The organism is Haliea sp. E1-2-M8, assembly GCF_030649675.1.
Classification (GTDB): domain Bacteria; phylum Pseudomonadota; class Gammaproteobacteria; order Pseudomonadales; family Halieaceae; genus Haliea.
The window spans coordinates 27,496-53,512 of the sequence record NZ_JAUTDR010000015.1; the positions used below are offsets into that span (position 1 = coordinate 27,496).

At 65.0% G+C, this 26,017-nt stretch carries 26 protein-coding genes and 1 pseudogene; 16 read left to right on the top strand and 11 right to left on the bottom strand.

All coding sequences use genetic code 11. The features are described from left to right. The first annotated feature begins 248 nt into the window (after positions 1-248). From Q6D67_RS13590 to Q6D67_RS13615, 6 genes are all read left to right on the top strand, one after another. Positions 249-671 (top strand): potassium channel family protein, encoded by a 423-nt coding sequence (locus tag Q6D67_RS13590; RefSeq protein WP_304706200.1) that lies wholly within the window; start codon positions 249-251, stop codon positions 669-671. A 5-nt stretch (positions 672-676) separates the two neighbouring features. Beyond that, on the top strand, positions 677-1,162 hold the full coding sequence (locus Q6D67_RS13595) for a GNAT family N-acetyltransferase (RefSeq protein WP_304706201.1): 486 nt from the start codon (positions 677-679) through the stop codon (positions 1,160-1,162). Between the two features lie 89 nt (positions 1,163-1,251). Then, entirely contained in the window at positions 1,252-2,349 is a 1,098-nt protein-coding gene (locus tag Q6D67_RS13600) for a sensor histidine kinase (RefSeq protein ID WP_304706202.1), read from the top strand. Beyond that, positions 2,346-3,152, top strand: coding sequence for a LytTR family DNA-binding domain-containing protein (locus tag Q6D67_RS13605; protein ID WP_304706203.1), 807 nt, complete (start codon positions 2,346-2,348; stop codon positions 3,150-3,152). Before Q6D67_RS13600 ends, Q6D67_RS13605 begins: the two co-directional genes overlap by 4 nt. Positions 3,153-3,236: 84 nt before the next feature. After that, positions 3,237-3,623, top strand: coding sequence for a DUF6394 family protein (locus tag Q6D67_RS13610; protein ID WP_304706204.1), 387 nt, complete (start codon positions 3,237-3,239; stop codon positions 3,621-3,623). A gap of 7 nt (positions 3,624-3,630) precedes the next feature. Continuing rightward, entirely contained in the window at positions 3,631-5,337 is a 1,707-nt protein-coding gene (locus tag Q6D67_RS13615) for an NAD-binding protein (RefSeq protein ID WP_304706205.1), read from the top strand. Here Q6D67_RS13615 and selD read toward each other — a convergent pair whose 3' ends face one another. From selD to rdgC, 3 genes are read right to left on the bottom strand one after another with little or no spacing between them, the layout of a single operon-like run. After that, on the bottom strand, positions 5,338-7,527 hold the full coding sequence (gene selD, locus Q6D67_RS13620) for a selenide, water dikinase SelD (protein ID WP_304706206.1): 2,190 nt from the start codon (positions 7,525-7,527) through the stop codon (positions 5,338-5,340). Continuing rightward, a complete protein-coding gene (gene mnmH, locus Q6D67_RS13625; protein ID WP_304706207.1) occupies positions 7,521-8,624 on the bottom strand; it encodes a tRNA 2-selenouridine(34) synthase MnmH in 1,104 nt (367 codons plus the stop codon). The genes selD and mnmH overlap by 7 nt, the downstream gene beginning before the upstream one ends. 12 nt (positions 8,625-8,636) lie before the next feature. Then, complete coding sequence (rdgC, locus tag Q6D67_RS13630; RefSeq protein WP_304706208.1) at positions 8,637-9,542, bottom strand: recombination-associated protein RdgC; 906 nt, start codon at positions 9,540-9,542, stop codon at positions 8,637-8,639. A gap of 247 nt (positions 9,543-9,789) precedes the next feature. Between rdgC and Q6D67_RS13635 the strand changes: the two genes are divergently transcribed. The 3 genes and pseudogenes from Q6D67_RS13635 (at position 9,790) to Q6D67_RS13645 (ending at position 11,978) form a co-directional block, all read left to right on the top strand. After that, entirely contained in the window at positions 9,790-11,277 is a 1,488-nt protein-coding gene (locus tag Q6D67_RS13635; RefSeq protein ID WP_304706209.1) for an FAD-dependent oxidoreductase, read from the top strand. Between the two features lie 139 nt (positions 11,278-11,416). Further along, positions 11,417-11,503 (top strand): annotated as a pseudogene (locus Q6D67_RS21825) (VOC family protein); the annotation flags it as partial. 34 nt (positions 11,504-11,537) lie between these two features. Then, positions 11,538-11,978: a VOC family protein gene (locus Q6D67_RS13645; RefSeq protein WP_304706210.1), complete on the top strand. Its 441-nt coding sequence runs from the start codon at positions 11,538-11,540 to the stop codon at positions 11,976-11,978. 11 nt (positions 11,979-11,989) lie between these two features. Here the strand turns inward: Q6D67_RS13645 and Q6D67_RS13650 are convergent, their stop codons facing one another. After that, a complete protein-coding gene (locus Q6D67_RS13650; RefSeq protein ID WP_370551965.1) occupies positions 11,990-12,748 on the bottom strand; it encodes a GMP synthase in 759 nt (252 codons plus the stop codon). Positions 12,749-12,854: 106 nt separating this feature from the next. Between Q6D67_RS13650 and Q6D67_RS13655 the strand changes: the two genes are divergently transcribed. From Q6D67_RS13655 to Q6D67_RS13665, 3 genes are read left to right on the top strand one after another with little or no spacing between them, the layout of a single operon-like run. Further along, a complete protein-coding gene (locus Q6D67_RS13655) occupies positions 12,855-13,382 on the top strand; it encodes a phosphatase PAP2 family protein (RefSeq protein ID WP_304706211.1) in 528 nt (175 codons plus the stop codon). Continuing rightward, positions 13,383-14,519 carry an MJ1255/VC2487 family glycosyltransferase gene (locus Q6D67_RS13660; protein WP_304706212.1) on the top strand — a complete coding sequence of 379 codons (1,137 nt, stop codon included), beginning with the start codon at positions 13,383-13,385 and terminating at the stop codon, positions 14,517-14,519. Positions 14,520-14,550: 31 nt separating this feature from the next. Next, positions 14,551-16,791, top strand: coding sequence for a tetratricopeptide repeat protein (locus tag Q6D67_RS13665; protein ID WP_304706213.1), 2,241 nt, complete (start codon positions 14,551-14,553; stop codon positions 16,789-16,791). Between the two features lie 9 nt (positions 16,792-16,800). Here Q6D67_RS13665 and Q6D67_RS13670 read toward each other — a convergent pair whose 3' ends face one another. Together Q6D67_RS13670 and gnd are read right to left on the bottom strand one after the other, a co-directional pair. Next, positions 16,801-17,394 carry a YceI family protein gene (locus tag Q6D67_RS13670; protein ID WP_304706214.1) on the bottom strand — a complete coding sequence of 198 codons (594 nt, stop codon included), beginning with the start codon at positions 17,392-17,394 and terminating at the stop codon, positions 16,801-16,803. Between the two features lie 62 nt (positions 17,395-17,456). Further along, on the bottom strand, positions 17,457-18,932 hold the full coding sequence (gene gnd / locus Q6D67_RS13675) for a decarboxylating NADP(+)-dependent phosphogluconate dehydrogenase (RefSeq protein ID WP_304706215.1): 1,476 nt from the start codon (positions 18,930-18,932) through the stop codon (positions 17,457-17,459). Between the two features lie 76 nt (positions 18,933-19,008). On the opposite strand from gnd, the gene Q6D67_RS13680 reads away from it, so the two are divergent. Both Q6D67_RS13680 and Q6D67_RS13685 read left to right on the top strand, forming a co-directional pair. After that, positions 19,009-19,380, top strand: coding sequence for an MbcA/ParS/Xre antitoxin family protein (locus Q6D67_RS13680; protein WP_304706216.1), 372 nt, complete (start codon positions 19,009-19,011; stop codon positions 19,378-19,380). A gap of 32 nt (positions 19,381-19,412) precedes the next feature. Further along, positions 19,413-20,132 (top strand): RES family NAD+ phosphorylase, encoded by a 720-nt coding sequence (locus tag Q6D67_RS13685; RefSeq protein WP_304706217.1) that lies wholly within the window; start codon positions 19,413-19,415, stop codon positions 20,130-20,132. A 27-nt stretch (positions 20,133-20,159) separates the two neighbouring features. Here the strand turns inward: Q6D67_RS13685 and Q6D67_RS13690 are convergent, their stop codons facing one another. Beyond that, the gene (locus tag Q6D67_RS13690; protein ID WP_304706218.1) at positions 20,160-21,074 is read right to left on the bottom strand and encodes a haloalkane dehalogenase; all 915 of its coding nucleotides are present in this window, start codon (positions 21,072-21,074) and stop codon (positions 20,160-20,162) included. Positions 21,075-21,250: 176 nt separating this feature from the next. Here Q6D67_RS13690 and Q6D67_RS13695 point away from each other — a divergent pair, with 176 nt between their 5' ends. After that, positions 21,251-21,493: a type II toxin-antitoxin system Phd/YefM family antitoxin gene (locus tag Q6D67_RS13695; RefSeq protein ID WP_304706219.1), complete on the top strand. Its 243-nt coding sequence runs from the start codon at positions 21,251-21,253 to the stop codon at positions 21,491-21,493. Beyond that, a complete protein-coding gene (locus Q6D67_RS13700; protein WP_304706220.1) occupies positions 21,490-21,753 on the top strand; it encodes a Txe/YoeB family addiction module toxin in 264 nt (87 codons plus the stop codon). Before Q6D67_RS13695 ends, Q6D67_RS13700 begins: the two co-directional genes overlap by 4 nt. A gap of 150 nt (positions 21,754-21,903) precedes the next feature. Here the strand turns inward: Q6D67_RS13700 and Q6D67_RS13705 are convergent, their stop codons facing one another. From Q6D67_RS13705 to cpdA, 4 genes are all read right to left on the bottom strand, one after another. After that, positions 21,904-22,626, bottom strand: a complete 723-nt coding sequence (locus Q6D67_RS13705; RefSeq protein WP_304706221.1) for an NYN domain-containing protein — start codon at positions 22,624-22,626, stop codon at positions 21,904-21,906. Positions 22,627-22,703: 77 nt separating this feature from the next. Beyond that, positions 22,704-23,162 (bottom strand): hypothetical protein, encoded by a 459-nt coding sequence (locus Q6D67_RS13710; RefSeq protein ID WP_304706222.1) that lies wholly within the window; start codon positions 23,160-23,162, stop codon positions 22,704-22,706. Between the two features lie 18 nt (positions 23,163-23,180). Then, positions 23,181-25,073: a DNA topoisomerase IV subunit B gene (gene parE, locus Q6D67_RS13715; RefSeq protein WP_304706223.1), complete on the bottom strand. Its 1,893-nt coding sequence runs from the start codon at positions 25,071-25,073 to the stop codon at positions 23,181-23,183. Positions 25,074-25,163: 90 nt separating this feature from the next. Then, the gene (gene cpdA / locus Q6D67_RS13720; RefSeq protein WP_304706224.1) at positions 25,164-26,003 is read right to left on the bottom strand and encodes a 3',5'-cyclic-AMP phosphodiesterase; all 840 of its coding nucleotides are present in this window, start codon (positions 26,001-26,003) and stop codon (positions 25,164-25,166) included. Positions 26,004-26,017: the final 14 nt, after the last annotated feature.

Below are 26,017 nucleotides of genomic sequence, written 5' to 3' on the forward strand. Positions count from 1 at the left end.
GCAGATGAGGTATGAGGCGTCCGTTCGGTGAACCACATAGTTGCAACCATCGGCTAACGCCTCAGGGAGAAAGACCATGACCGCACCGCAACTGAACGACATCGAACGTCCGTCGGTGGCGGACGTGCTCGCCGCGGCCGGCAAACACTGAGATGCGAGCGGGGGAACCCGTGCCGGGGATGAACGGGTGCCGTAGCGTGCGGTTCAGGCTACCATTGCTGCTTGTGCCCCCGGGATTCCCCCCCGCCATGCTGGTATTTGTCGTCAATGCATTGATCGTCTCTCTGGCCGTGGTCATTCACTATGAGGCCCTGCACCGGCTAACCCGATACCTGCCCCGGTTACCCGTGGTGCACCGCGCCCGCATCGCCATTGGTGTGCTCGGCGCGCTGGTTGCGCACGCGGTGGAAGTGTGGATTTTTGCGCTCGCCTATTACCTGCTGACCACCCGGTTTAGCTGGGGCAGCCTTAGCGGCAGTTACGATGGCACGGTGCTGGACTGCGTGTACTTCTCCTTTACCGTGTATTCAACGCTGGGCTTCGGCGACATTTTCCCGGAGGGTGAAATCCGCTATCTGGTGGGCATCGAGGCGTTGACCGGGCTGGTACTGATCACCTGGACCGCCTCCTTCCTGTACTATGAAATGCAACGCAACTGGAGTGAAAAATAAACGCTATGTCCCGACTCGCTATCCGTAAAGCCCGCCCTGAAGACTGCGCCCTGATTCTGCGCTTCGTCCGCGACCTCGCTCTTTATGAAAAGGCGCTGGATGAGGTCAAGGCCACCGAGGCTGACCTGCACGGCCTGCTGTTCGCCGAACACCCGCGCGTCTTTGCCCTGATCTGCGAAATCGACGGGGAGGCCGTCGGTTTCGCCCTGTACTTCTACAATTTCTCTTCCTGGCTGGGCCGCCTGGGATTGTATCTGGAGGACCTTTATGTGGACCCGGCGCAGCGCGGCAATGGCGCCGGGAAGGCGCTACTGCAGTACCTGGCGCAACAGGCAGTGGCCGAGGGCTGTGGCCGCTTCGAGTGGAATGTACTGGACTGGAACGAGCCCGCCATCCAGTTCTATGAGTCTTTTGGCGCCCGCCCCCAGAGCGAGTGGGTGGGCTACCGGCTGAGCGGCAAGGCGCTGGAGGACTTCGCCGCCGGCAGCTGAGCGGCTCGCCCGCGCCGGGATGCGATGAAGCGCGGCTCCGCTGCGACGAAGCGTCTTTGCGCGCAGGCAAAGGTCCGTATACTGCGCCCATGCGCATCAATGAGTTACTGCAAAACAAACGGTACCTTTTCTGGGTGTTCCAGTTCGCCGGCTGGAGCGGCTGGGGTGTGTCCTATTACCTGGGTATTCTGGTCGGGGGCGATCCGCCCAGGCACTATGAATGGTACCTGCTTGTTATCAGCCTGATCGGCATCGGCCTGACCCTGGGACTGCGCGCGCTCTATCACTACACCTGGGACATGTCGATCGCACGCCGTATCGTCGCCCTCCTGCTGGGCTCTTACCTGGCCGGGCTAACCTGGATGGCTATCAGGGCAACTATCTATGCCAACGTGTTCCCCGATGATCCCGGCAAGATTGGCGGCCGCGACCGCAACGCGTGGTACGACTACTTCGACGGCTCGGTATCCGCCTTCTGGGTAATGCTGGTGTGGAGCGGCCTGTATTTCGGTATCAAGTACTACCTGCTGGTACAGGAAGACAAACAGCGCCTGCTCAAGGCCATGTCCATGGCCCAGGAGGCGCAGTTGAAGATGCTGCGCTACCAGCTCAACCCGCACTTCCTGTTCAACACCCTCAACGCCATCTCCACGCTGATCCTGGACCAGCAGACGCAACTGGCGAACACCATGGTCAGCCGGTTGAGCCGGTTCCTGCGCTACTCGCTGGACAACGACCCGATGGCCAAGGTCACCGTGGCCGAGGAATTCGAAGCCCTGACGCTGTACCTGGATATCGAAAAAGTGCGCTTTGGCGAGCGCCTGCAGCTACACTTTCACCTGGAACCGGAAGCGCGGGAGGCCCTGGTGCCCTCCCTGCTGCTGCAGCCACTGGTGGAAAATTCCATCAAGTACGCCATTGCCAACGCGGTGGGCGGTGGCAGTATTGGCGTCAGCGCCTGCGTCGACAACAACGAACTGGTGCTGGCGGTGGCCGATGACGGCCCCGGCCTGGACATGCGCGTCGGCCGCAACCCCAAGGGGGGCGGAGTCGGCCTCAACAATATCCGCGATCGCCTGCGGGAACTGTATGGGGAGCGGCAATCTTTCCGTCTGGGCGCGACCGAACCCCACGGCCTGACGACGACCGTCCGGCTGCCACTGGAAAGAGCCAAGGTGAGTTCATGAACCCGCTGACCGCTGTCATCGTAGACGACGAGAACCTTGCCCGGCGGGGCCTCGCGTTGCGCCTGCAACAGATTCCCGAGGTCGCCATCGTTGCCGAGTGCGCCAACGGCGAAGAGGCCCTCGCCGCCATTGCCGAACATGAACCGGAACTGGTGTTCCTCGACATCCAGATGCCCGGCATGGACGGCTTCGAGGTCCTGGCGCGGCTGCAGGCCGACACCCTGCCGATGATTGTCTTTGTCACTGCCTACGACGAGTACGCCGTGGACGCCTTCAAGGTGCACGCGGTGGACTACATCCTCAAGCCGGTCGACGAGCAGCGCCTGCAGGAAGCGGTAACCCGGGCCCTGGAACAGCGCGAGCAGCAGCAGTCGGCGCTGGGCAAGGCCAAGCTGATGGAACTGGTCATGGGCATCACCGGCGCCAGCGCCCGCTCGGTGGAGGCGATGGCCTCGGGCCAGGGGCGCCTGTCCTGGCCGGAAAGACTGACCATCCGCGACGGCGGCGCCATCAGCTTCATCCGCGTTGCGGACATTGAGTGGATAGACGCCGCGGGCGACTACATGTGCATCCACGCCCAGGGCAAGACCCACATCATGCGCGTCACCATGAAGGAGCTGGAGGCAATGCTGGACCCGGCGCGTTTTCTGCGCGTCCACCGCAGTACCATCGTCAACGCCAGCGGCATAATCGGCGCCCGCAGCCTGGACAGCGGCGAGTACCTGCTGCAGCTGGAGAGCGGCGCCCAGGTGAAGGTCAGCCGCGGCTACCGCGAGCGGGTGCGGGAACTGCTGGAAGCCTAGTACCCTGCCTGCAATCACTGCGGGGCTGGCAACCGCGCGCCAGTCGCGCATAATGGTGCCAGGTCTTGTCAGGGAGTGGTGTCCATGAACATGAGTAAAGTGGTGTTCGGTTTTTTCGTACTGCTGGCGGTAACGCTGAACTTCGGCTTTTTTATCGGCGATATCGACAACCCGGAGCACCACGATGTCTATGAACTGTTCGCGGCCCTGGTGGTGGGCCTTATCGCCACCGTGCTCAAGTTCGGCGAGCGCTCGCAGATGGGGGCCATCCTGCTCGCCTCCAGCCTGGTGGTCGACCTGCAGTTGATTGCAGCCGTGGTGGTGTGGGCCATGGCGGTACACGTCACCGGCGTGGGCCTGACCCCAAAGGTGGTGGCCTCCATCGTGTCTCTCTCCGGGGGCGCGCTGCTGGCCAACCTGGTGTCGCTGGTGCTGCTGACCCTGGATACCGCCGGACTCAGCAGACGCTAGCGCCCACGTGACCAGCCCCGCCAACTACTCGCTGGTATTCCTGTTCCTGCGCCGCATGCGGGTGCCGCTGACGGTGCTGATCCTGGCCTACAGCATCGCCACCGTGGGCTTCACCCTGATTCCGGGCACTGACGACCAGGGCAACCCCTGGCGCATGAGCTTCTTCGAAGCGTTCTATGTAGTCAGCTACACCGGCAGCACTATCGGCTTCGGCGAGGTACCCTACGACTTTTCCCAGGGGCAACGCCTGTGGACCATGGTCAGCATCTACCTGACCGTCATTGCCTGGCTGTTTTCCATCGGTTCCATCGTCTCCCTGCTGCAGGATCCGGCCTACCGCCGCGCCATGCGCCGGGCACGGCTGGCGCGGCTGGTGAGCAACCTCAACGAGCCTTTTTACCTGGTCTGCGGCTACGGCGATACCGGGCGCATGCTCACCCGCGCACTGACCGATCGCGGCCACCAGGTGGTGGTGGTGGAGCGCAACCAGGAAAAAATCGAGCTGCTGGAGGTCGGGGACTTCCGGGTACCGGTCACCAGTTTCTGCATGAATGCCAGCCTGCCGGACAACCTGGTGGAGGCGGGACTGCGCAACCGCTGGTGCAGCGGGGTGATCGCCGTCACCGGTGAGGGCCACGTCAATCTGAAAATCGCCATCAGCGCCACGCTGCTGAATCACAAGGTGGCGGTGTATGCCAGCTCCCACACCCGCAGTGACGCGGACAATATGCGCTCCTTCGACACCGACCATGTGGTCAATCCGGTCGAGGAATACGAGCGGCGCCTGCAACTGGCGATCGACAAGCCGGACCTGTTTCGCCTCTACCACTGGCTCAACTCCGGCCCCAACGCGCGCCTCACCAAACCGGTATCCGTCCCCCGGGGCAAGTGGATTGTCTGCGGTTTCAGCCGGGTCGGGCGGGCAGTCTGGAAACTGCTGCAGGAGCGGCATATGGAGGTGGTGGTGATTCATCCGGACCCGGAACAGTCCGGCTGCCCGGAGGGTACCATCGCCGGCCGCGGCACCCAGGCCGAGGAGCTGGCGGCGGCCGGCGTCGAAGGTGCGGTGGGTATTGCCGCCGCCACCGACGATGACGCCGACAACCTGTCGATCCTGATCACCGCGCGAGCACTCAACCCGGACCTGTTCCATGTGGTGCTGGAGAACGGGCTCTCCAGCCACGCCCTGTTCCGCGCCGCGCAGCCGGACTTTCTCGGCCAGCCCAGCAGCGTTGTCGCGGGTACCATCCTCAGCCGCATCAGCTCCAGCCTGGTGGAACCCTTTACCCGGCAACTGCTGCTGCAGGACAACGACGTTGCGCGCCAGGCCCTGGCTGCTTTCCTCCGCCACCAGAGCGACCACCCGCCGCAGTTTTCCTCCGGCCGGGTCAGCGCCCGGCGCACACCGGCCCTCGCCCGCGCTCTGGAAGAAGGCCGCGAGGTTACGGTGGGCAGGCTGATGGCCGACCCCCGCGACTGGCAGCAGCGCCTCCACCTGGAGGTGCTTTTTGTGCGCCGGCAGCAACAGGATATCCTCTTTCCCCCGGATGAATTTCTGCTGGCCCTGGGTGACAGACTGCTGCTGGCAGGGCGCGACGGCGAGGCTGCACGCATGCTCGCGGTGCTGGAAAATGATGAACGCCTGGAATACATCCTGACCGGCAATGACCGGCAGCAGGGGTTGGTCTGGCGGTGGCTGGAGCGCCGCAGCTGATCAGGTGCAGCGAATCTGCTCGCCGTCCCCCGCCGCTACCTCGCCGATGATCGTGGCACAGGCATAGCCGGCAGCGCGCAAGGCCCCTTGCAACGCCCCTGCCCGTTCGCGGGCAATCCCCACCAACAGTCCGCCGCTGGTCTGGGGATCAAACAACAGGTCCCGCCGCGGCTGCGGCACCAGCGCGCAGCTTGCCAGCCGCGCATTGGCCGGATGCATGCTGCTGTGGAGGCCAGCCTTCAGGCTGGCCAGGGCTCCGGGCAACGCCGGCACCGCATCCAGCGACAGCTCCGCATGCTGGCCCGGGCGCAGCATTTCCAGCAGGTGACCCCAGAGCCCGAAGCCGGTGACATCCGTAGCCGCAGCGGCGCCGTGCTCCAGCGCCAGCCGGGCCGCGGCATAATTGCTCTGCAGCATGACCTCCGTCGCCGCGGTGATGTCGCGGCCGTCCGCCCGCAGCTGCATGTGGGCCGCGAACAGGGTGCCGGTCCCCAGCGGCTTGGTCAGCAGGAGCTGGTCCCCGGGTTGCAGCCCCCGCTTGGGCAGCAGCCGGCCGGCGACGAGAGGCTCCCCGGTCACCGCAAAACCCAGCGCCAGCTCCGGCCCCTGCAGGCTGTGCCCGCCCACCAGGCGGCAGCCCACCGGTTCAAATTCCTTCAGCGCCCCGGCCAATAGTTGCACCAGTTCGCGTTGCTGCAGGGCCGGGCTGCAGAAGGGCAGCGTTACCGCCGCCAGCGCGGACCGGGGCCGGGCGCCGCTGGCGTAGAGGTCCGACAACGCGTGATTGGCGGCGATGCGCCCCATTACCCAGGGGTCGGACACCAGCCCGCGGAGGATATCGAGGCTCTGCAACTGGATACCGCCCGCCGGCGCCTCCAGCACCGCGGCGTCGTCGGCGCTGCCTGGCTCCGGGCACAGGCCCGGGTAGAGCAGACGCAGCTCGGCGAGCGCCGCGGCCAGGCTGTCGCCGCCAACCTTGGCGCCGCAGCCGCCGCAGGGCGCCTGGGCGCCCGCCGCCAGGGCTTCGGGCAGGCTGTCCGCCGCCAGGGCCGGCATCGCCTCGGGCAATTCCTCGAAGCGGGCCATGAAGCTGCGATCGATGCGGTCCTTCCAGCGCCAGACCCAGGCCCCGGTCGCGGCGAAAGGACCGCGATCCGCCGTGGCTCGCCGCTCGCCCAGCGAGAGCAGGGACAGGAAGCGCTGTTGGGGGCGGTGGCTACGCAGGGGCCGGCCCAGCAGGTAGTTGTGCAGGTTGGCAGCGAGCACCGGCGCCTGGCGCACCGCGTACACCCCGGCCTTGGGCCGTGGATGGGCCAGCTGGGTGGCGATATCGCCGGCGGCAAATATGGCATCGTCAGTCACCGACTGCAGGGTGTCGCGCACGGCCAGGAAACCGCCCTCGACAGTGTCGAGACCGCTGGCTTGCGGCCACGACGCCGCCACGGCGCCAGTACACCAAAACAGCGCGTCGAAGGGTGCAGTGCGCCCATCGTCCAGTTCCAGACAGCCGGCGCTGACGCTCGCCACGCGGTTGCCGCAGTGGACCGCAATGCCTGCGTCCGCCAGTGCGCGGCGCACCGCTGCCCGCGCCAGGCCGTTGTAACTCTGCAGTATGTCCTCTGCTGCGCAAAACAGGGTCAGCTGCAGGGGCTTGCCCCGCAGGCGTCGGGACATGGCCAGCGCCAGTTCAACACTGCCAGCGCCGCCGCCGACCAGGGCCAGCCGCAGCGGCCCCGCGCGCCCGGGCAGGCTGGTCTCAAGCTCCTGCCAGCGCTGCCACAGATCCGCCACCGGCTTGACCGGGACCGCGTGTTCCCGTGCTCCGGGAACGCTGTCCAGTTCCGGTTGGGAGCCGATATCCAGGCTGAGCACGTCAAAGGCCAGCGGCGGGCGCTCGGGCAGGGTCAGGGTGCGGGCCCGCAAATCCAGGCCGCTGACCTCGGCGGCAACAAACCGCACCCCGGCCCACTGGCACAGGCGCGCCAGGTCGATATGGGTTTCCTCAAACCGGTAGTGCCCGGCTATCAACCCCGGCAACATGCCGGAATAGGGGGTGTGGCTGGCGGGTGACACCAGGGTCACCTGGACCCCGGCAACAGGCCGCATGGCCAGCATCCGCAGTGCCAGGGCGTGGGCGTGGCCACCGCCGACCAGCACCAGGTCCCGGGCGAGCTGCGCCTGCTTCAGCAAGACAGCCCCGCCCGGGCAAAGCGGATCACCTCGTCGCGGCGCCCCTGGAACAGGATCCTGCCCGCGCGCTGGGTCAGCTGGTAGCTGTACATGGGGTCGTAGTAGGTTTCCAGCAGGGCGCTGATCCAGGCCCGGTGCTCTGCGATGTCGCCGCTGGCGCGCTGCTGCGCGAAGGCCTTTTCCATCTGCGTGCGGATGGCCAGGTGGCGCTCACCGCCCAGGCGCTTGCGGATACGGTCCAGCCCCTCCAGCAGCCGGGTGCGGTGCAGGGCGGGGCCTTCCACCAGCCCTTCGCTGGCGCTGTAGCGCTCGCCGAGATCGACAATATAGTCCTCCAGGATCACCTCCACCCGCTCCGCCAGGCTCTCCTCGACCACCAGCATGGGCGCGTCCTGCATCCGCTGGCGCAGGTTTTCCGGCAGCGCCACACGACCGATCAGGCGACCCTCATCCTCCAGCAATACCGGGCCATCGCAGCGCTGCAGCAACTGCAGGAGACCGATACTCAGTGCGTTCTCGAAGTCGATCTGGCTGGGCTGGGCTTCGGGCAGGTGGCCAAAAGTGGAACCGCGGTGCCGCGCCAGCCCCTCCAGGTCGAGGGCGCTATCGACGGCGGCGACCACCCGGGTCTTGCCGGTGCCGGTGCGGCCGCTGATCAGCACCAGTTGCGCCCGCTGCAGGGAGCGCTCCAGCTCCTCCAGCAGGAACCGGCGCAGGGCCTTGTAGCCGCCGCTGACCCGGGGATAGACGATGCCGGCATCCGCCAGCCACTGTTGTACGGTCTGCGAGCGCAGACCGCCGCGCCAGCAATACAGGCAGCCATCGGGATGGCTGCGGGCAAACTCGCTCCAGGCCGCGAGCCGCCGTTCCTGTTCGGTGCCGGACACCAGTCTGTGGCCCAGCTCGATGGCCGCGGCCTGGCCCTGTTGCTTGTAGCAGGTTCCAACCTGGGCCCGCTCCTCGTTGCTCAAAAGCGGCAGGTTGCGGGCGGTGGGAAAGGCGCCGTGGGCGAACTCCCCCGGCGAGCGCAGATCCAGAAACGGAGTCCCGGCCAGAAACAGCTGGCGGTAGTCGGAAGTTTCCGGCAGCGCGGCCATGACCGGGAGCGGCTACTCGACTTCGCCGCCGAACAGGCCCATGACCCGTTCCTGCAGGCGGGTGACAACGTCGGACATGAGGGCGAAATCGGCGTCCAGCCGCGCCGCCTGATCCGCTTCCGGCAGGTCCGCGTTCTCCTTCATCAACTCATCCGAGAATTTCAGGCGCCGCAGGCAGAGATCCTCCGCCAGCACCAGGGACACCCGCTCTTCCCAGCTCAGGGCCAGGCGCGTGACCTGCTTGCCGGCGTTGAGGTGGGTTTCCAGCTCCTCGCCCAGTAAATCAACGCCGCGGCAGCGCACCACGCCGCCCTCTTCCCCCGGCTCGCGCAGCTCGCACTCGTCGCCCAGGGCAAAATCATTGGGCAGGGACTGATGGGCCAGCCAGGCGGTCATGGTGGCGGTAGGTGCATTGTTGACCTGGGGCAGCACTACCGGGAAGCTGCCGATGCACTCCCGCAACACGTTGAGCAGCTCCTCGGCGCGGGCCGCGCTGGTGGCTTCCACAAACACCCAGTTGGCGCGGGTGTCGATATAGGCGTACAGGTAGGCGGAACGGGTAAAGGCCCGGGGCAGGAAATCCAGCACAATTTCGTCCTGCAGGTTGAGACGCTCTTTGCGATAGACCTTGCGGCCCTGGGCCTCCTCAATTTCCGCCACTTTCTCCGCGAGTTGCTCGCGCACCACCGTGGAGGGCAGCAATCTTTCTTCCCGCCGCAGCCGCAGCAGGAAACGGCCATCGACGACGTGCACCAGCGCGCTGGTGCTGTCGCCAAGGGCCGGCACCCAACCCGCGGACACCGGCTGGGTGGCGCTGCAGTGCTGGAATTCGCGCTGCGCCAGCTGTTGCTCCATCTGTTCCGCTGTTACCTCAAAGGGGGTGGTGAGGCGATACGCCCGCACGTTTTTGAACCACATAAAATACTCCGCTGGGGGTGGGGGCTCGGCCTGCGCGGCCCGACCTGCGCGGCTCGGGCTGCGCGCCCCGTCCAAAAGACGGGGATTGTACCTCAACCCGGGCCGCCGGGCATGGGGATTCCCGCCCCGGGAACGCGGTGTCGGCACAAGTAAATCGCAATCGCGTACAACATGTTGGGCCGGACGCGTTGAGGGACCGGGAGCAAGCCGGTTTAATCGCGGCAGACTCACAGCAGAGGCGAAAGCGATGACCAGTAGCAACAAGACCAGCCCCAGCCACCCGCGCAAGCTTGCCGACGTGAGCGCCTGGGACCTGGAGACCGATGTCGCGATTGTGGGTTTCGGCGGCGCCGGCGGCTGCGCTGCCATCGAGGCCGCCGATGCCGGCGCCGAGGTCATTATCTTCGAACTGGCCAGCGCCAGTGGCGGCTCCACTGCGCTATCCAGCGCTGAAATTTACATGGGCGGCAACGGCGGCACCCGGGTGCAGCGGGCCTGCGGCTTCGAAGACAGCACGGAAGACATGTTCCAGTACATGATGGCCAGCGCCGGCCCCCAGGCCGACGCGGCCAAGATCCGCAACTACTGCGAAAACAGCACCGGGCACTTCCAGTGGCTGCTGGACCTGGGGGTGCCGTTCAAGGACAGCTTCCACGCCGAGCGCGCGATCATGGCCCTGACCGACGACTGCCTGCTCTACACCGGCAGCGAGAAGGCCTGGCCTTTCAACCAGATCGCCAGACCCTGCCCCCGCGGCCACAATCTGTACGTCGAGGGCGACAACGGTGGCCCACTATTCATGAAGATCGTCACCGACAACGTCGACCGGCGCGAGCGTATCAGCGTGCATTACGAGAGCCGCGCCCTGACCCTGATCATCGACGAGGACGGCACTATAGCCGGCCTGGTGGTGCGGGAAAACCAGCGCGAACTCAACGTCCGCGCGCGCCGCGGGGTCATCCTCTGCGCCGGCGGCTTCTGCATGAACGAAGACATGGTGCGCAAACACGCGCCAATGCTGACCCGCGGCACCCAGCCTATCGGCAACCCCGGGGACACCGGCACCGGCATCCTCATGGGTACCGCAGTGGGCGGCGCCGCCATCAATATGCACGAGGGCTTTGTCACCCTGCCGTTTTACCCGCCGGCCAGCATGACCCACGGCATCGCCATTACCGACAAGGGCCAGCGCTTCATCAACGAGGACTCCTACCACGGCCGGCTCGGCGCCTTCGCCCTGCAGCAGCCCTCCGAGCGCCTGTACATGGTGCTGAATGTGGAGGACTACGCGGATTACGAGACCGTCAGCTATCTAGGCGCACCAGTGGCCGCGACCGGGGACACAGTGGCCGAGCTGGAAGAAGAGCTGGGGCTGCGCAAAGGCGCCCTGGTCCACACCATCGCGCTCTATAACGAGGACTGCGCCGCGGGCGAGGACACTCTGTTCCACAAGGCCGCCGAGTGGCTCAAGCCCCTGCAGCCGCCTCTGGTGGCGCTTGACCTGACCCCCGGCCGCGGCGTCTTTGTGCCCTACTTCACCCTGGGCGGCCTCGATACCCTGCCCACCGGAGAAGTGGTCAACGAGCAGCGCGAAACCGTACCGGGCCTGTACGCGGCGGGGCGCACCGCCTGTGGCATTGTGCGCCGGGCGGAGGGCTACAGCAGCGGCATGTCCGTGGGCGACGCCACCTTCAGCGGGCGCCTGGCGGGCCGGCAGGCGGCGGCGCGGGTTTAGCCAAAAGGGGTCAGGTCCGTTATGAGAAATGGGGTCAGGTCCATTATTGTAGCATTCGGTCGAATGCTACAATAATGGACCTGACCCCAATTACCTGACCCCAATCACGGACACCGCAACCATGAAATACCTGCACACAATGGTCCGCGCCAGCGACCTCGACGCCTCCCTGGACTTCTACTGCAACAAGCTTGGACTGGAGGAAGTGAACCGCCACGAGAGCGAAGGCGGCCGCTTTACCCTGGTCTACCTGGCNAACCATGAAATACCTGCACACAATGGTCCGCGCCAGCGACCTCGACGCCTCCCTGGACTTCTACTGCAACAAGCTTGGACTGGAGGAAGTGAACCGCCACGAGAGCGAAGGCGGCCGCTTTACCCTGGTCTACCTGGCCGCGTCCGGAGATGTGACGCGTGGCCGGGAAGAGAGCAGCCCGCTGCTGGAGATCACCTGGAACTGGGATCCGGAGGAGTACAGCGGCGGCCGCAACTTCGGCCACCTGGCCTACCGGGTCGAGGACATCTACGCCACCTGCCAGCGCCTGCTGGACGCGGGTGTCACCATCAACCGCCCTCCCCGGGACGGCCACATGGCCTTTATTCGCTCACCGGACGGCATTTCCATCGAGCTGCTGCAGGCGAACGCTTCGCTGCCGCCAAAGGAGCCCTGGGCGTCGATGGCGAACACCGGAAGCTGGTAAGCCCTGTTGCCTCAGGCCTTGAGAAACGCGAGTATCCAGCGCCCGATGCGCTCGGTGTCCGGGATTTCTCCCAGGGATGCCACGCCGGCGGCGTAAGTGGGCTCGCCGATAATCTCGCGGCGAAATTCCATGATCTCGCGTGAGTAGGCGGGCACGAATTCCGGGTGCCCCTGAAAGGTAAGTATGTGCTCACCAATCTGCACGACCGCGTTTTCACAGAACTCACTGCTCGCGAGCACCTCCGCACCCGGTGCGTTTTCAACTACCTGGTCCTGGTGGCTCACCAGGATGGCGAACTCGGCTTCACCCTGGTCGTGCCAGTGAGGCCGGCGCGAGAAGTGGTGCCGGTGCAGCCCCACGCCCCAGCCTTTCGAGGATTTTGCAGTCTCGCCACCCAGGGCATGGGCTACCAACTGGTGGCCAAAGCAGATCCCGACCAGCTTCTTGTTGCGCCGGTCGAGTTCGCGCACGAATTCCATCAGGGTCGCGATCCAGGGCTTGTCGTCGTAGACACTGCTCTTGCTGCCGGTCATCAGGTAGGCATCGACCTCGTCGATGTCCTGCGGGTACTCGCCCTGCTCCACATCGTACACGGCGAACTCCAGGGACCGGTCCAGCTGACCCAGCAGGGCGACGAACATATCCGGGTACTCGCCATAATCCGGCACCCATTCCGGCCGTACCGTGTCAGTCTTGAGAATACCCAGTTTCACCAATAGCCCCCGGTTTCGTTCCAGATCGAAAGACAGCATGGTAGGTAAGCCACCCAAGACTGTCCATACCTCCTTTGGTGGGGCCCTGGCCGGGCGCCTATTGTCATGAAACTGACACGGTTCCGTCATGTTTCTGCCATGCAAGCTCCGCAGAATGGGCACCATGAAGATGCTCCTTGCCATCCACAGGCTCGACCTTCAACTGCTGGCCCGCATATTCTCCCAGGGCGAGCGGCGGATGGTACGCCCCCTGGCGCGGGCACTCTCCCGCTCTGGCGACGGCTACCTGCACCTGCTGGTGCCGCTGCTCCTGTTGCTGCTGGCGGTCGATGGCGCCACCCTCTTTGCCGGCCTGCTGGCGCTGGCCCTGCTGCTGGAGCGCGGGCTGTACTGGAGCCTGAAGAACAGCCTGAAGCGGCGCCGGCCGCAGGAGGCGGTGCCGGGTTTCCGCAGCCTGGTCACCGCCGCCGATCAGTTCAGCTTCCCTTCCGGGCACAGCTCCGCTGCCTTCCTGCTGGCGACGGCCCTCGCCGTGGTCTACGGCGGCCCGGTCATCGCCATGTTCCTGTGGGCCAGCGGCGTCGCCCTGTCGCGGATACTGCTGGGCGTGCACTTCCCCGGTGACACCGTGGCCGGCGCGCTCATGGGCAGCAGCATCGCCCTGCTCTGTGCCGGCCTGTTGGGCCTGTAGATGAGGATACTCTACGGGGTTCAGGCCACCGGCAACGGCCATATCAGCCGCGCCCGGGCGATGGCGGAAGCCTTGAGCGAGCACGCAGTCGACGTCACCTGGCTGTTTTCCGGCCGCGAGCGCAGCCAGCTGTTCGATATGGCGCCCTTTGGCGACTTTCTACACCGTCGGGGCCTGACCTTCGTCACCCAGGGCGGTTCGGTGCGCCACTGGCAAACGCTGCGAGAGAACCACCTGCCGCAGTTCCTGCGCGATGTCAGGGCGCTGCCGCTGGCGGGCTTTGACCTCGTGGTCACTGATTTCGAGCCGGTAACTGCCTGGGCGGGCCGTCGCGCCGGGGTACCGACCATCGGCATCGGCCACCAGTATGCTTTCGGCCCCGCTACCCCGCTGGCAGGCGATCACTGGCTGGCGCGGCAGATCATGCGCCGCTTTGCGCCCGTGGAACGGCCCGTGGGGCTACACTGGCACCCCTACAGCGACGATGTCCTGCCGCCAATTCTGGACCTGCCGGATTGCGCGGGTGAGGCCCGTAACCACGTCCTGGTGTATCTACCCTTCGAGGACCAGGTGGCGGTCAGCGCCCTGCTGCAACAGTTTCCCGCGACCAGCTTCCGGCTCTACGGGCCCGGGCTGAGCATTGGCGAGGAAAGCAACGTCAGCCTGCGACCCACCAGCGTCGCAACCTTCAAGCGCGACCTCGCCAGCTGCTCCGGGGTTATCTGCAACAGCGGTTTCGAATTGATCAGCGAGTGTCTGCAATGGCACAAGCCGGTTCTCACCAAGCCCCTGGCCGGGCAGGTGGAGCAGCTCTCCAATGCCCGCGCCCTGGGGGAACTGGGCCATGCCACGATCGTGAACCGCCTGGACCGGGACTCGCTCGAGCCTTGGCTGCTGCGGAGACCGGCACCGCCGCTGCTGCGCTACCCGGATGTGGCCGCCGCCCTGGCGGGCTGGCTGGCCGCCGGCGCCTGCAGTGAACTTGCGACCCTGCAACACCAACTGTGGCGGGACACTGCGCGGGGGTTCCCAGTGAACACCTGCACGCCCGCCCTGCCAACCCGGTTGTCGACCACCCCACTCTGGCGTCCGGTCCCGCAGCGGCCCGAGTTGGGCAAACTGGCCAGCTTGGGGTAGCCTGTCGCCTCCAACCGTGGAGGCCGTCCGCTTGCTATCCCTCGTTTTACTGAGTCTGCTCGCCGCCGGCGCCCAGGCCGAACCATTCGTTGGCACCGAGCGCTGTATCGACTGCCATCAGGCTGAGCACAGCCTGTGGCGGGACTCGCACCACGATCTGGCCATGCAGGCACCCGCGGAAGCTACGGTACTCGGCGACTTCAACGGGGCGACGTTCAACCACCGCGGGGCAACTACCACCTTTTCCCGGGACGGCGACAATTTTATTGTCCGCACTGCCGGCGAGGACGGCAGCCTGCAGGACTTTCCGGTGCGCTACGTGTTCGGGGTCGAACCTCTGCAACAGTACCTGCTGCCGCTGTCTCGTGGCCGCTTGCAGGCCTTCGACATCGCCTGGGATACCCGGCCCGCGGAGGCGGGTGGCCAGCGCTGGTTTCATCTCAACCCGGAAGAGGTGAGCGACCACAGCGACCCCCTGCACTGGACCGGCCCCTACATGAACTGGAATACCCGCTGCGCCGAGTGCCACAGCACCAACCTGGAAAAACGCCATGACGCCGACAGCCGCAGCTTTGACACCCGGTTCAGTGAGGTCGACGTCGGCTGCGAGGCCTGCCACGGCCCCGGCGAGCGGCACCTGCAATTGGTGCAGGAAGACCGCGCCGGCGCAGAGCCCAACAGCGGATTCCCCACCGCGCTGGCGCAGCGGGGTGACTGGGTCTTCAGCGAACAGGCCGCCATCGCCCAACGCACGGCACCGCTCAAGTCCAACGCCCAGATCGACGGCTGCGGCCGCTGCCACTCCCGGCGCGGCAACCTGGGTACCTATCACTACGGCAAACCCCTGCTGGACACCCACCGGCTGGCCCTGCCCGAGGAGCCGCTGTACTACCACGATGGGCAGATCCGCGACGAAGTCTTCGTCCACGGTTCCTTTATCCAGAGCCGCATGCATCAGGCCGGCGTGGTCTGCAGCAACTGCCATGAACCCCACAGCCTGCAGCTGCGGGCGCCGGGCAACGGGGTCTGCGCCCAGTGCCACAAGGCGGAAGTCTACGCACAGCCGGAGCACCATCATCACGCACCGGACTCCGCCGGCGCCGACTGCGCCAACTGCCACATGCCGGCAACGACCTACATGGTGGTCGATCCCCGTCGGGATCACAGCATGCGCATCCCGCGGCCGGACCTCAGCGTGGTGATGGGTGTACCCAACGCCTGCAACCAGTGCCACACGGACCGGGACGCCCAGTGGGCGCTGGATGCGACCCGCGCCTGGGGTGTGCGCTTCAGTGCCACCGCCGATCACCCGGCCCGCGCCCTGCAGCAGCTGGCGGCGGGCAACCGCTCCGCCGTGCCACGCTTGCAGGACCTGGTCCGGAACTCCGACGCCGCACCGGTGATGCGGGCCACCGCGCTGGCGGCGATCGGGCGTGCCGGTGAGCAGCCCCCCACTGACGTTCTTGTTGGCTTGCTACAGGGGTCCGACCCACTGCTGCGTCTGGGGGCCGTGCAAAGTCTGGAGGGGGTGCCGCTGGGCCGCCGGTATCAAATACTGCAACCCCTCATCACCGACAGCGTAACCAGCGTGCGCATGGCCGTGGCCGAGGCGCTGGCCCCGGTGCCGCTGGCTCAGCTGAACGAGGGAGCGGAACCCCTGCGGACGCTGTTTGCGGAGTACGTCGCGATCCAGGGGCAACACGCGGACATGCCCGGTGTGCAATTACAGCTTGGCTTGTTCCTGCTGAATCGCGGCGACCTGCCCGCGGCCGAGCGGGCTTACCGGGAGGCGTTGCACCTGAACCCGCAGCTGCTGCCGGGGCGCCTGAACCTGGCGGACCTGCTGCGCAGCATGCAGCGGGACGATGAGGCCCGAGAGCAATTGCAGGCGGCGCTGGCCGCGGCCCCGGACAGCGGCGCGGCCCTGCATGCCATGGGGCTGCTGGAAACGCGCACAGGCAACCGGGAACAGGGCCTTGCCTTGCTGCAGCGAGCCGCGGAGCTGGAGCAGCAGGGGGTGCGCCACCGCTATGTCTATGCCATCGCCCTGCACGACAGCGGCGAGCCGCGGGCCGCGCTCAGCCAGCTGCAGGCCGTGCAGCGGGCCACTCCCGGGGATCCAGGGGTACTGTTGGCACTGGTGAACTACAGCGAGGAACTCGGGGAGATGGAGCGGGCCCTGCACTGGGCCCGCGAACTGCTGCAGACGGCGCCGGAAAACCCTGCCTACCAGGCGCTACAGCGTCGGCTGGCCAGGGGCGGCGCCCGCTGAGCGCCGGGATCAGGACCTGGCGGGTACGAACACCAGGTTGAAGGTGACCGGCACCGCGGTACTGATGGCGTTCAGGCCCGCCACTTCCCGCAGGGCCTCGACACCCGCCCCCAGCTCGAAATCGCCGGCATTGACCACCACCGGCCGCGCACTGATTACCCGCAGCAGGCTGCCCTCGCCGCCACTCACCAGCACCGGTACCGTGAGGGTAGCCTGCTGGCCGTGCAGGGACAGAACCACTTCGATGTCAGTAGTGACCACGCCGCCATCCGTGACCACGGCCAGGATGTTGGGATCCACCTCGCTGTGGATATTGGCGGCGGGAAACTCCATGGTCCGGAACAGCATCTCGCGCATGCGCTCATTGCGAATCGGGATCATGGTCTCGACGCTGTCCAGGTCAATCCCCAGCTGCACCTTACCCTCGCTGCCGATAAAACCGACCATCTCCGTGAAATGATGACTCTCCGCCACTGCGCCGTTCTTGATCGACAGGAAATCCAGGCTGGAACGGCTGTTGTCCAGCTCCCACTGGGCCTGGGCCGCGGCCGCGCCGGCGAGCAGGGCACACAGGCCCAACAGTCTGGTCAGTTGCAAAAGCATGGCAATCTCTCCGTCAGGTTCGTATTCAGGGAACCCCACTATAGGGGGTTTGTACGCAAAAGTTAAAAATGGTCCGGAACCTGGCGCGCGCTGATCCAGTCCGTGTGGAATGTTTCGCCCCGGGGCCGGTCGCTGCGCTCGTAGGTGTGGGCGCCGAAAAAGTCCCGCTGCGCCTGCAGCAGGTTCGCCGGCAGCCGCGCGCTGCGGTAGCCGTCGTACCAGGCCAGCGCCGCGGCAAAGGCCGGCACGGGCAGGCCCAGTTGCAACGCGGTCACCACCGCGCGCCGCCAGGCCGGCTGCGCCTCGGCTATCGCACTGCGAAAGAAATCGTCCAGCACCAGGTTCTCCAGGCCCCGCGCGCGCCTGAAGGCGGCGGCGATATCTTCCAGAAACACCGAGCGGATGATACAGCCACCCCGCCACAGCATGGCAACAGCGGCGTTATCCAGTTCCCAGCCAAACTCCGCGGCCGCCACGTCCAGCTGGGCGAAGCCCTGCGCGTAGCTGACCAGTTTGGAGGCGTACAAGGCCCGGCGCACATCATTGATGAGTTGCTCGCGGTCGCCGTCGAAGGCGGTCTCCGGCCCGGACAGGACAGCGCTGGCGCGAACCCGGGCAGCCTTTTGCGCCGACAGGCAGCGGGCGAACACCGCCTCGGTGATCAGGGTAGTGGGGACCCCCAGGTCCAGGGCGTGCTGGCTCATCAACTTGCCGGTACCTTTCTGGCCCGCGGCGTCGAGAATCTGGTCCAGCAGATAGTCGCCGGTTTCAGGGTCCATGACGGTGAATATGTCCCGGGTGATCTCGATCAGGTAGCTGGCCAGTTCGCCCTCGTTCCAGTCGCGGAATACCTGGTAGAGTTCACCATTGTCGAGCCCGGCGCCCTCGCGCAGCAGGAAATAGGCCTCGCAGATCAGCTGCATGTCACCATACTCAATGCCGTTATGCACCATTTTCACGTAGTGCCCGGCGCCGCCTTCGCCCACCCACTCACAGCAGGGAATATCGTTGTCTGGCCCCACCTTGGCGGCAATTGCCTGGAAGATATCGCGCACCGCCGGCCATGCCGCGAAGTGGCCTCCGGGCATGATCGAGGGGCCCTTGAGCGCGCCCTCCTCGCCGCCGGATACCCCGGCGCCGATAAAGCCGAGGCCTGCCTCGCGCAGGGCAACGGAGCGCCGGTTGCTGTCGCGATAGTCACTGTTGCCGCCATCGATGATGATGTCGCCGGGCTCAAGCAGCGACTGCAGCTCCGCGATTACCGCATCCACCGGCGCACCGGCCTTGACCATCAGCATCACCCGCCGCGGTCGCTGCAGGGAGTCGACGAATTCCTGCAGTGAACTGTAGCCGTGAATCCGCTCCGCACTGCCCGCCCAGACCTTGTCCTCCGGCTCATTGATCAGGCCATCGACGAAGTCGCGCATGGTCGCGGCGGTGCGGTTGTAGACCGCTACCGAGAAACCGTGGTTGGCCATGTTCAGGACCAGGTTCTGTCCCATGACCGCAAGACCGATAAGGCCGATGTCGTTGTGCATGTGCTCGCTCCTGAGTGTGCATATCTTACAAATATAGACTATATTGTGCATTAGCGACATATAACAGGAAGCCGTAATGACCGCCGCCACCCAGCCCTCAACGCAAGCCGACCAGGTCCTGGCCAAAGCCGTCCTGCGGTCAGCGCAACAGCTGGGCCTGAGCCAGGCGGAACTGGGCTCGGTGCTGGGCCTGCACCGCACCGGCATCAGCCGCCTCAAGCACAACGGCAGCCTGGCCCCGGACAGCAAGCAGGGCGAGTTGGCCCTGCTGTTGATACGCCTGGCACGGGCCCTGTATGCCCTGGCCGGGGGTGATGAGCTGTGGATCCGCCACTTCATGCACAGCCCGAACCAGATCACTGGCGGGGTCCCCGCCGCGCAGGTGCAAAGCATCCAGGGCCTGATCGCCGTGCTGCGCTTCGTCGACGGCATTCGCGGCAAGCTGTGACACTCTGGGAACGTTGCGCTGGCCCGGCCCACATGGGTCCGGTGCAGGGGCGCCTGTTCCGGCTGGTGGAAAGCCAGGAGCGCGTCGCCACCCTCGGCTATGTGGACAGCCTGGAAGAGCAGGCCCTGCTCGAGGAACTGCTGGAGAGCAGCAAACCTGGCTTCCCTGCATACTGCAGGGCCAACCTCCACTACCTTCTCGCCACACCTTTCCGCTACCCACCCCTGGCCTGGGGTTCGCGCTTCGGTGGCAGGCACGAGCCGGGCATCTTCTACGGCGGTGGCTGCCAACGGGCGACCCTGGCAGAAGCGGCTTTCTACCGGTTCGTGTTCTGGCATTCCATCCAGGCCGACCCGCCGGCCGCTGTACTGCACTCCGAGCACACCCTGTTTACCGCGCCCTACCGCTCCGAACGCGGGGTACGGCTCCAGCGGCCGCCCTTCGAGCGCCACCGTGAGGTTCTGCGCGACCCCGCTGACTACCGGCAAACCCAGGCCCTGGGCCATGCCATGCGCGAGGCGGGCGTTGAAGCCTTCGAATACGTCTCGGCGCGGGACCCCGAGGGCGGCAACTGTGTGGGGCTGTTCACCCCGGCGCCGTTCACCCGGCGCGCGCCCACGGCGCTGCAGGCCTGGTTCTGTGAACTCAGCGCCGGAGAGGTCGCCTTCAAGCCCCAGGCCGGCGCCGAGGTGCTGCGGTTTTCCCTGAAGCTGTTTCTGGTCGATGGGCGGCTGCCGCGGCCCGCTGCTTGAGCCCGCGAAACAGCGCCAATCCCGGGGCTATAAAGCTACCCTTTCCTGCAGGAACCGGACGACCACTGCCGCCAGGGCCTCGCCCTGGTCCTCCTGCAGAAAGTGGCCGCCTTTTTCAATCGTGACGTGGTCCAGCCCCCGGGCACCCGGGATGAATTTCTGAAAGTAGGTGTCGACACCCGCGGTTACCGGGTCTGAGTCACTGAACGCGGTAAGGAACGGCTTCTGCCATTGGCTGAGGACCTCCCACGCTTTGCGGTTGGGTTCAGAAGCTGGATCGTCCGGGCTGGCCGGTACCAGCATGGGAAACTGGCGCGCGCCTTCCTTGTAGCTTTCATCCGGGAATGGCGCGTTATAGGCGTCGAGCACCTCCTGGGCCAGGGGCGTGACGGTGCCGCCCTTGATGACGCCGGCGACGTGAAACTCTGGTGTTTCCTGCGAGAACTGGCGCCATTTCTCGAAGGCCGGACCCAGGTCTTTGTCGCCGGTGGGAAGGAAGGTGTTGGCGGCTACAACGGAGCCGAAGCGCTCCGGATTCTCCGCGACCAGGCGCAAGCCCAATAGCCCGCCCCAGTCCTGACAAACCAGGTTAATGGCCTGCAAATCGAGCTGATCCAGCAAGGACTGCATCCAGCCCACATGCCGGGCGTAGGTATAGTCCTTGCGAGCTGCTGGCTTGTCGGAGCGGCCGAAGCCGATCAGATCCGGCGCAACGGCCCGAAAGCCTGCCGCGGTGATGATGGGAATCATCTTGCGGTAGAGATAGCACCAGGACGGCTCACCGTGCAGCAGCAGGACTATCGCTCCGTCCTGTGGCCCCTCATCCAGGTAATGCATGCGCAGCTCACCACCGTCAAAGTCGCTCACTTGCAGATAGTGGGGTTCGTAATCAAAACCGGAAAGGCGCTCGAAGCGGCTATCGGGAGTTCGCAGGGATTTCATGGACTACTCCTCTACATTGAGTTTTTCTGGCTGTGAGATTCATGAGGTTAAAATACATGGTTACAGTAAACCAACCGCACTGGTCCCTCCATGTAACCAGCCTGTATAAATTGTAGCCATTGACAGGCGTACGCAATAACGTACCATCTGCTGTGGTAATGGACCGGAGGTGCGCCATGACAGGAATCACCGCTACTGAAGCACGCAGTAACCTTTATCGACTTATTGATGAAACGGCAGAATCCCATCAGCCCGTGTTGATCACAGGCAAACGGAACAAGGCCGTGCTCGTTGCGGAAGAGGACTGGGCGGCCATTCAGGAAACCCTGTTCCTGCTGTCCGTGCCGGGTATGCGCGAATCCATCCGGGAAGGCATGCAAACACCGACCAGCGAGTGCGATGAGGAACCGGGCTGGTGACATGGAAGTTGGTTTACACCAAACAGGCACAAAAGGATGCCAAAAGACTTGCAGCAAGCGGCTTGAAACCGAATGCGAAGGCGCTGTTGGATTTGCTCGCAGAAGACCCCTTCCGCAGACCCCCGGCTTTCGAAAAACTGGTGGGCGACCTTGCCGGTACCTACTCGCGCAGAATCAACATACAGCGCCGGCTGGTCTATCAGGTTACTGAAGACGAAAAGGTGGTGAAGATATTGCGGCTCTGGAGTCACTATGACTAGTGCGGCCCAGACTCTGGTGTTGCTACGCGCCAGTACAGAAGCATGGGCAAGGCCGCCAGTCACGCAGCCGCGCCGCGAGTGTGGACTTGCCGGAGCCGGAGTTGCCGAAGATCAGGATGCTCTGCATTGATCAATCCCTTGACCGGCTGCTCACTTGCGTACATCCCTGATGAACATGGCGGTTCCCCGCATCTCGATTTCAAACAGCTCACTGGCACGTATCAGGTCACCGAGTTTCCTGTAGCCGTAGTTGATAGAGGAAAAAGAACTGTTGTTGGAGATGTAGTGCGCCACCCGGCTCATATGGGCCCAGCCGTCATCATCCGAACTCTGCTCCACTGCGGTTCTCAGCAGCTTCACCAGCCCGGCGTCCTGTCGGAGTTCATTCCGGCTCTTTTTGGCTGATTTCTGCGGGCTGTCCGGCTTGTCTTCCTTGTCTGCAACCAGATTTTCCGTGTAGATGAATGTCGAGCATGCATCGACGAAGGGCAGGGGGGTCTTTTTTTCTCCGAAGCCAAAAACAGTCAACCCGCTCTCCAGTATTCTCAACACGAGGGGGGTAAAGTCACTGTCGCTGGTCATCAGGGCGAAGGCGTCAATCCTGTTGCTGTAGAGCAGGTCCATGGCGTCAATGATCATCGACGCATCGGTGGCGTTCTTGCCCCTGGTGTAGGCGAACTGCTGGATCGGCCGTATGGCGTGGGGATGCAGGCGCTCTACCCAGCCCGACAGGGAAGGACTTTTCCAATCGCCGTGTGCGTGGCGCACGTTGACCATGCCGTGTGTGGCCAGCTCCTCCAGCACACCTTCGATGGCGTTGTGACTGACATTATCACAGTCGATGAGAAGTGCTATCCGGTTCTGTTCCGCCACTGCCAACTCCTGATTGTCTGCAAAGGTTAATTCCGTGCCTGGAAAGGGTACGGTCGGTCGCGCGCGCTTGCCATCAGTCAATCACAACCGCGGAGTAGCGCTCTGTGACCCGCATTTCGCCCCCCGGGAACTGCACAGTCTGCAGCCGCAGGCGAGGCAGGCCCGCAGGGTCCAGTTCCAGCCGCGCGGTCGCCGATGAGTACATCTCCGGCGCCCAGCGCCATGTATTTATCGTTGGCGGAGAGGATTGCGGAGACCTGCTCGCCAGCAAACTCGCCCCACACCGACAGGCGCATTGTGTCCCGGCGAGGCTTGGCAGTGCCAACGCTCCACAACTTGCCCTGCAGGTCCGCCGCCAGGGCGCCCGCAGCGGTGATATGGAAGTCGAGGCTCACCGTTTGCGCCTTCAGCAGCCGCGCTTCCAGCTGCGCGAAGGCTGCGGCGGGCGCTGGCGGCGGGCCCTCTGTTCGCGCCGGCAAGGGCAGCAGCGCAATGACCAGCGCCATCCAGCCAGTGACACAACCCAACAACTTCATGCCGGAGCCCTCCCCGGTTCAGATCACTGCAATATCCGCCAGGTCGCCCTTGCTTTCCAGCCAGGCCTTGCGGTCACCGGCGCGCTTCTTGGCCAGCAACATGTCGAGCATGCTGTTGGTGCCGTCGCCCGCATCCAGCACCAGCCGCACCAGGCGCCGGGTGTCCGGGTCCATGGTGGTCTCGCGCAGTTGCAGCGGGTTCATTTCCCCCAGCCCCTTGAAGCGCTGAACATTGACCTTGCCCTTCTTTTTTTCCGCTTCGATGCGGTCCAGCACGCCCTGCTTTTCACTCTCATCGAGAGCGTAGTAGACCTCCTTGCCAACGTCGATGCGGTACAGCGGAGGCATCGCAACATAGACATGCCCCGCCGCCACCAGCGGCCGGAAGTGGCGCACGAACAGGGCGCAGATCAGGGTGGCGATGTGCAGGCCGTCGGAATCGGCGTCGGCGAGGATGCAGATCTTGTGGTAGCGCAGGCCGGTGAGGTCCTCGCTGGCAGGGTCCATGCCAATGGCGATCGAAATATTGTGTACCTCCTGGGAGGCAAGGATCTCCTGGGAGTCCACCTCCCAGGTGTTCAGGATCTTGCCGCGCAGGGGCAGGATGGCCTGGAATTCGCGATTGCGGGCCTGCTTGGCGGAGCCGCCGGCGGAATCGCCCTCGACCAGAAACAGCTCGCCCCGGGTCGGGTCCTCACCGGAGCAGTCCGCCAGCTTGCCCGGCAGGGCAGGGCCCGAGGTCACTTTCTTGCGGGTCACCTTGCGTGCGGTGCGCAGCCGGTTCTGGGCACTGTTGATGCACAGCTCGGCAATGCGCTCGGCCTCCAGGGTGTGCTGGTTCAGCCACAGGCTGAAGGCATCCTTGGCCACGCCGGAGACAAAGGCCGCGGCCTCGCGGGAGGACAGCCGCTCCTTGGTCTGGCCAGAGAACTGCGGGTCTTCCAGCTTCACCGAAAGGATATAGCAGCAGCGGTCCCAGATATCGTCCGGCGTCAGGCGCACGCCGCGGGGCAGCAGGTTGCGCAGTTCACAGAATTCGCGCACCGCTTCCAGCAAACCGGTGCGCAGGCCATTGACGTGGGTGCCGCCCTGGGCGGTAGGAATCAGGTTGACGTAGGACTCGGCGATCACCTCACCACCCTCGGGCAGCCACTGCAGCGCCCAGTCCGCGGCCGCACTGCTGCCGCTGAAACTGCCCACGAAGGGCTGCTCGGGCACGCAGAGATAGTCGCTGGTGGCATCGCAGAGGTAATCGGTGAGCCCGTCCTCGTAATACCATTCCTCGGTCTCGCCTTTTTTCTCGTCGAGGAAGGTCACCCGCAGGCCAGGGCACAGCACTGCCTTGGCGCGCAGGACATGCTGCAGCCTGGGCACGGAGAAATTCACCGAATCAAAGTACTGGGCATCGGGGGTGAAGCGGATCGAGGTGCCGGTATTGCGCTTGCCACAGCTGTCGATAACCGCCAGCTCGGTGCTTTTCTCGCCGCCGGCAAAGTTCATCCGATAGACGTTGCCGTCGCGGCGGATGGTAATTTCCAACGCCTGGGACAGGGCGTTGACCACGGACACACCTACGCCATGCAGGCCGCCGGAGAACTGGTAGTTCTTGTTGGAAAACTTGCCGCCGGCGTGCAGGGTGCAGAGAATGACCTCGACCCCGGGCTTGCCCTGGCCGGGATGGATGTCCACCGGCATGCCGCGGCCATCATCACTGACGGTGACGGCGCCGTCGCGATGCAGGATGACGTCGATCCGCGTGGCATGTCCGGCGAGGGCCTCATCGACGCTGTTGTCGATGACTTCCTGGGCCAGGTGGTTGGGTCGGGTGGTGTCGGTGTACATGCCGGGGCGTTTGCGCACCGGCTCGAGCCCGGTCAGGACTTCGATATCTTCCGCGTTGTAGTTGCTCATTCCTGCCTGTGGTTTCCTGAAGCTGTGTTTTTCGGAGCCGGGCCATTGTACCCCAGCGCCGGGGGCTTGCAGACTGTTGTGCGGGGATGGCTATAAATAGCCGTGGGAATCCAGATCCACCTGAAAGGAGACACCCTCGACCCGGGATACCCCGGATTCAATTTCGCCATTCGCGCGCAGCTCAAGCCAGCGGTAGCCCGGCGCGGCCGCATCGGCCCTGAACTCATCGCTGCCGGGGGCAAACTGGACGCAGGTGGAGGGCGAGGCCATCAGTTTGCGGCCCCCCCAATCGCGGTCGACCTGCTGGTGGATGTGGCCCCAGAGCACTCCGCGCACACCGGGGTAATCGGCGAGCACCGCAAACAGCTCGTCGGCATCGGCAACCATCTGCTCATCCAGCCAACGACAGCCAATGGCCACCGGCTGATGGTGCAGGCAGACCAGGCTGAACAGCTGCTCGCGGGCGGCCTCATCCAGCGCCTCGCGCAGCAGCTGCAGCTGGCCCTGACCCAGCCGACCGCCGACTTTCCCCGGCACCTGGGAATCCAGCATCACCAGCTGCCAGCGGCCGAGGCGGATATCATTGCTCAGCAGGGTGCCGTCGGTGTCAACCTGCTCCATTTTGCTGCGATCGTCATGATTGCCGGGCAGCCAGAATTGGGCCGGACAGAGCTGGTCAAAATAGCGACGCAGGCGCTGATAGGCCTCGAGGTATCCGTGATTGGACATATCGCCGGTGCCCAACAGGGCATCGATGCGCGGCTGTTGACTGCGGGCCAGACTGATCACTGCCTGCAGGGAATGATCCGTATCCATGCCCAGCAGGCTGCCGCCGGATTCACGGCACAAATGAGTGTCGGTAAGCTGCAATACGCGCACCGTATCGCCGCTGACAGCGACCCGGTGACACCGGCGACCAACGGCAGACACGGTCATCTCCGGTA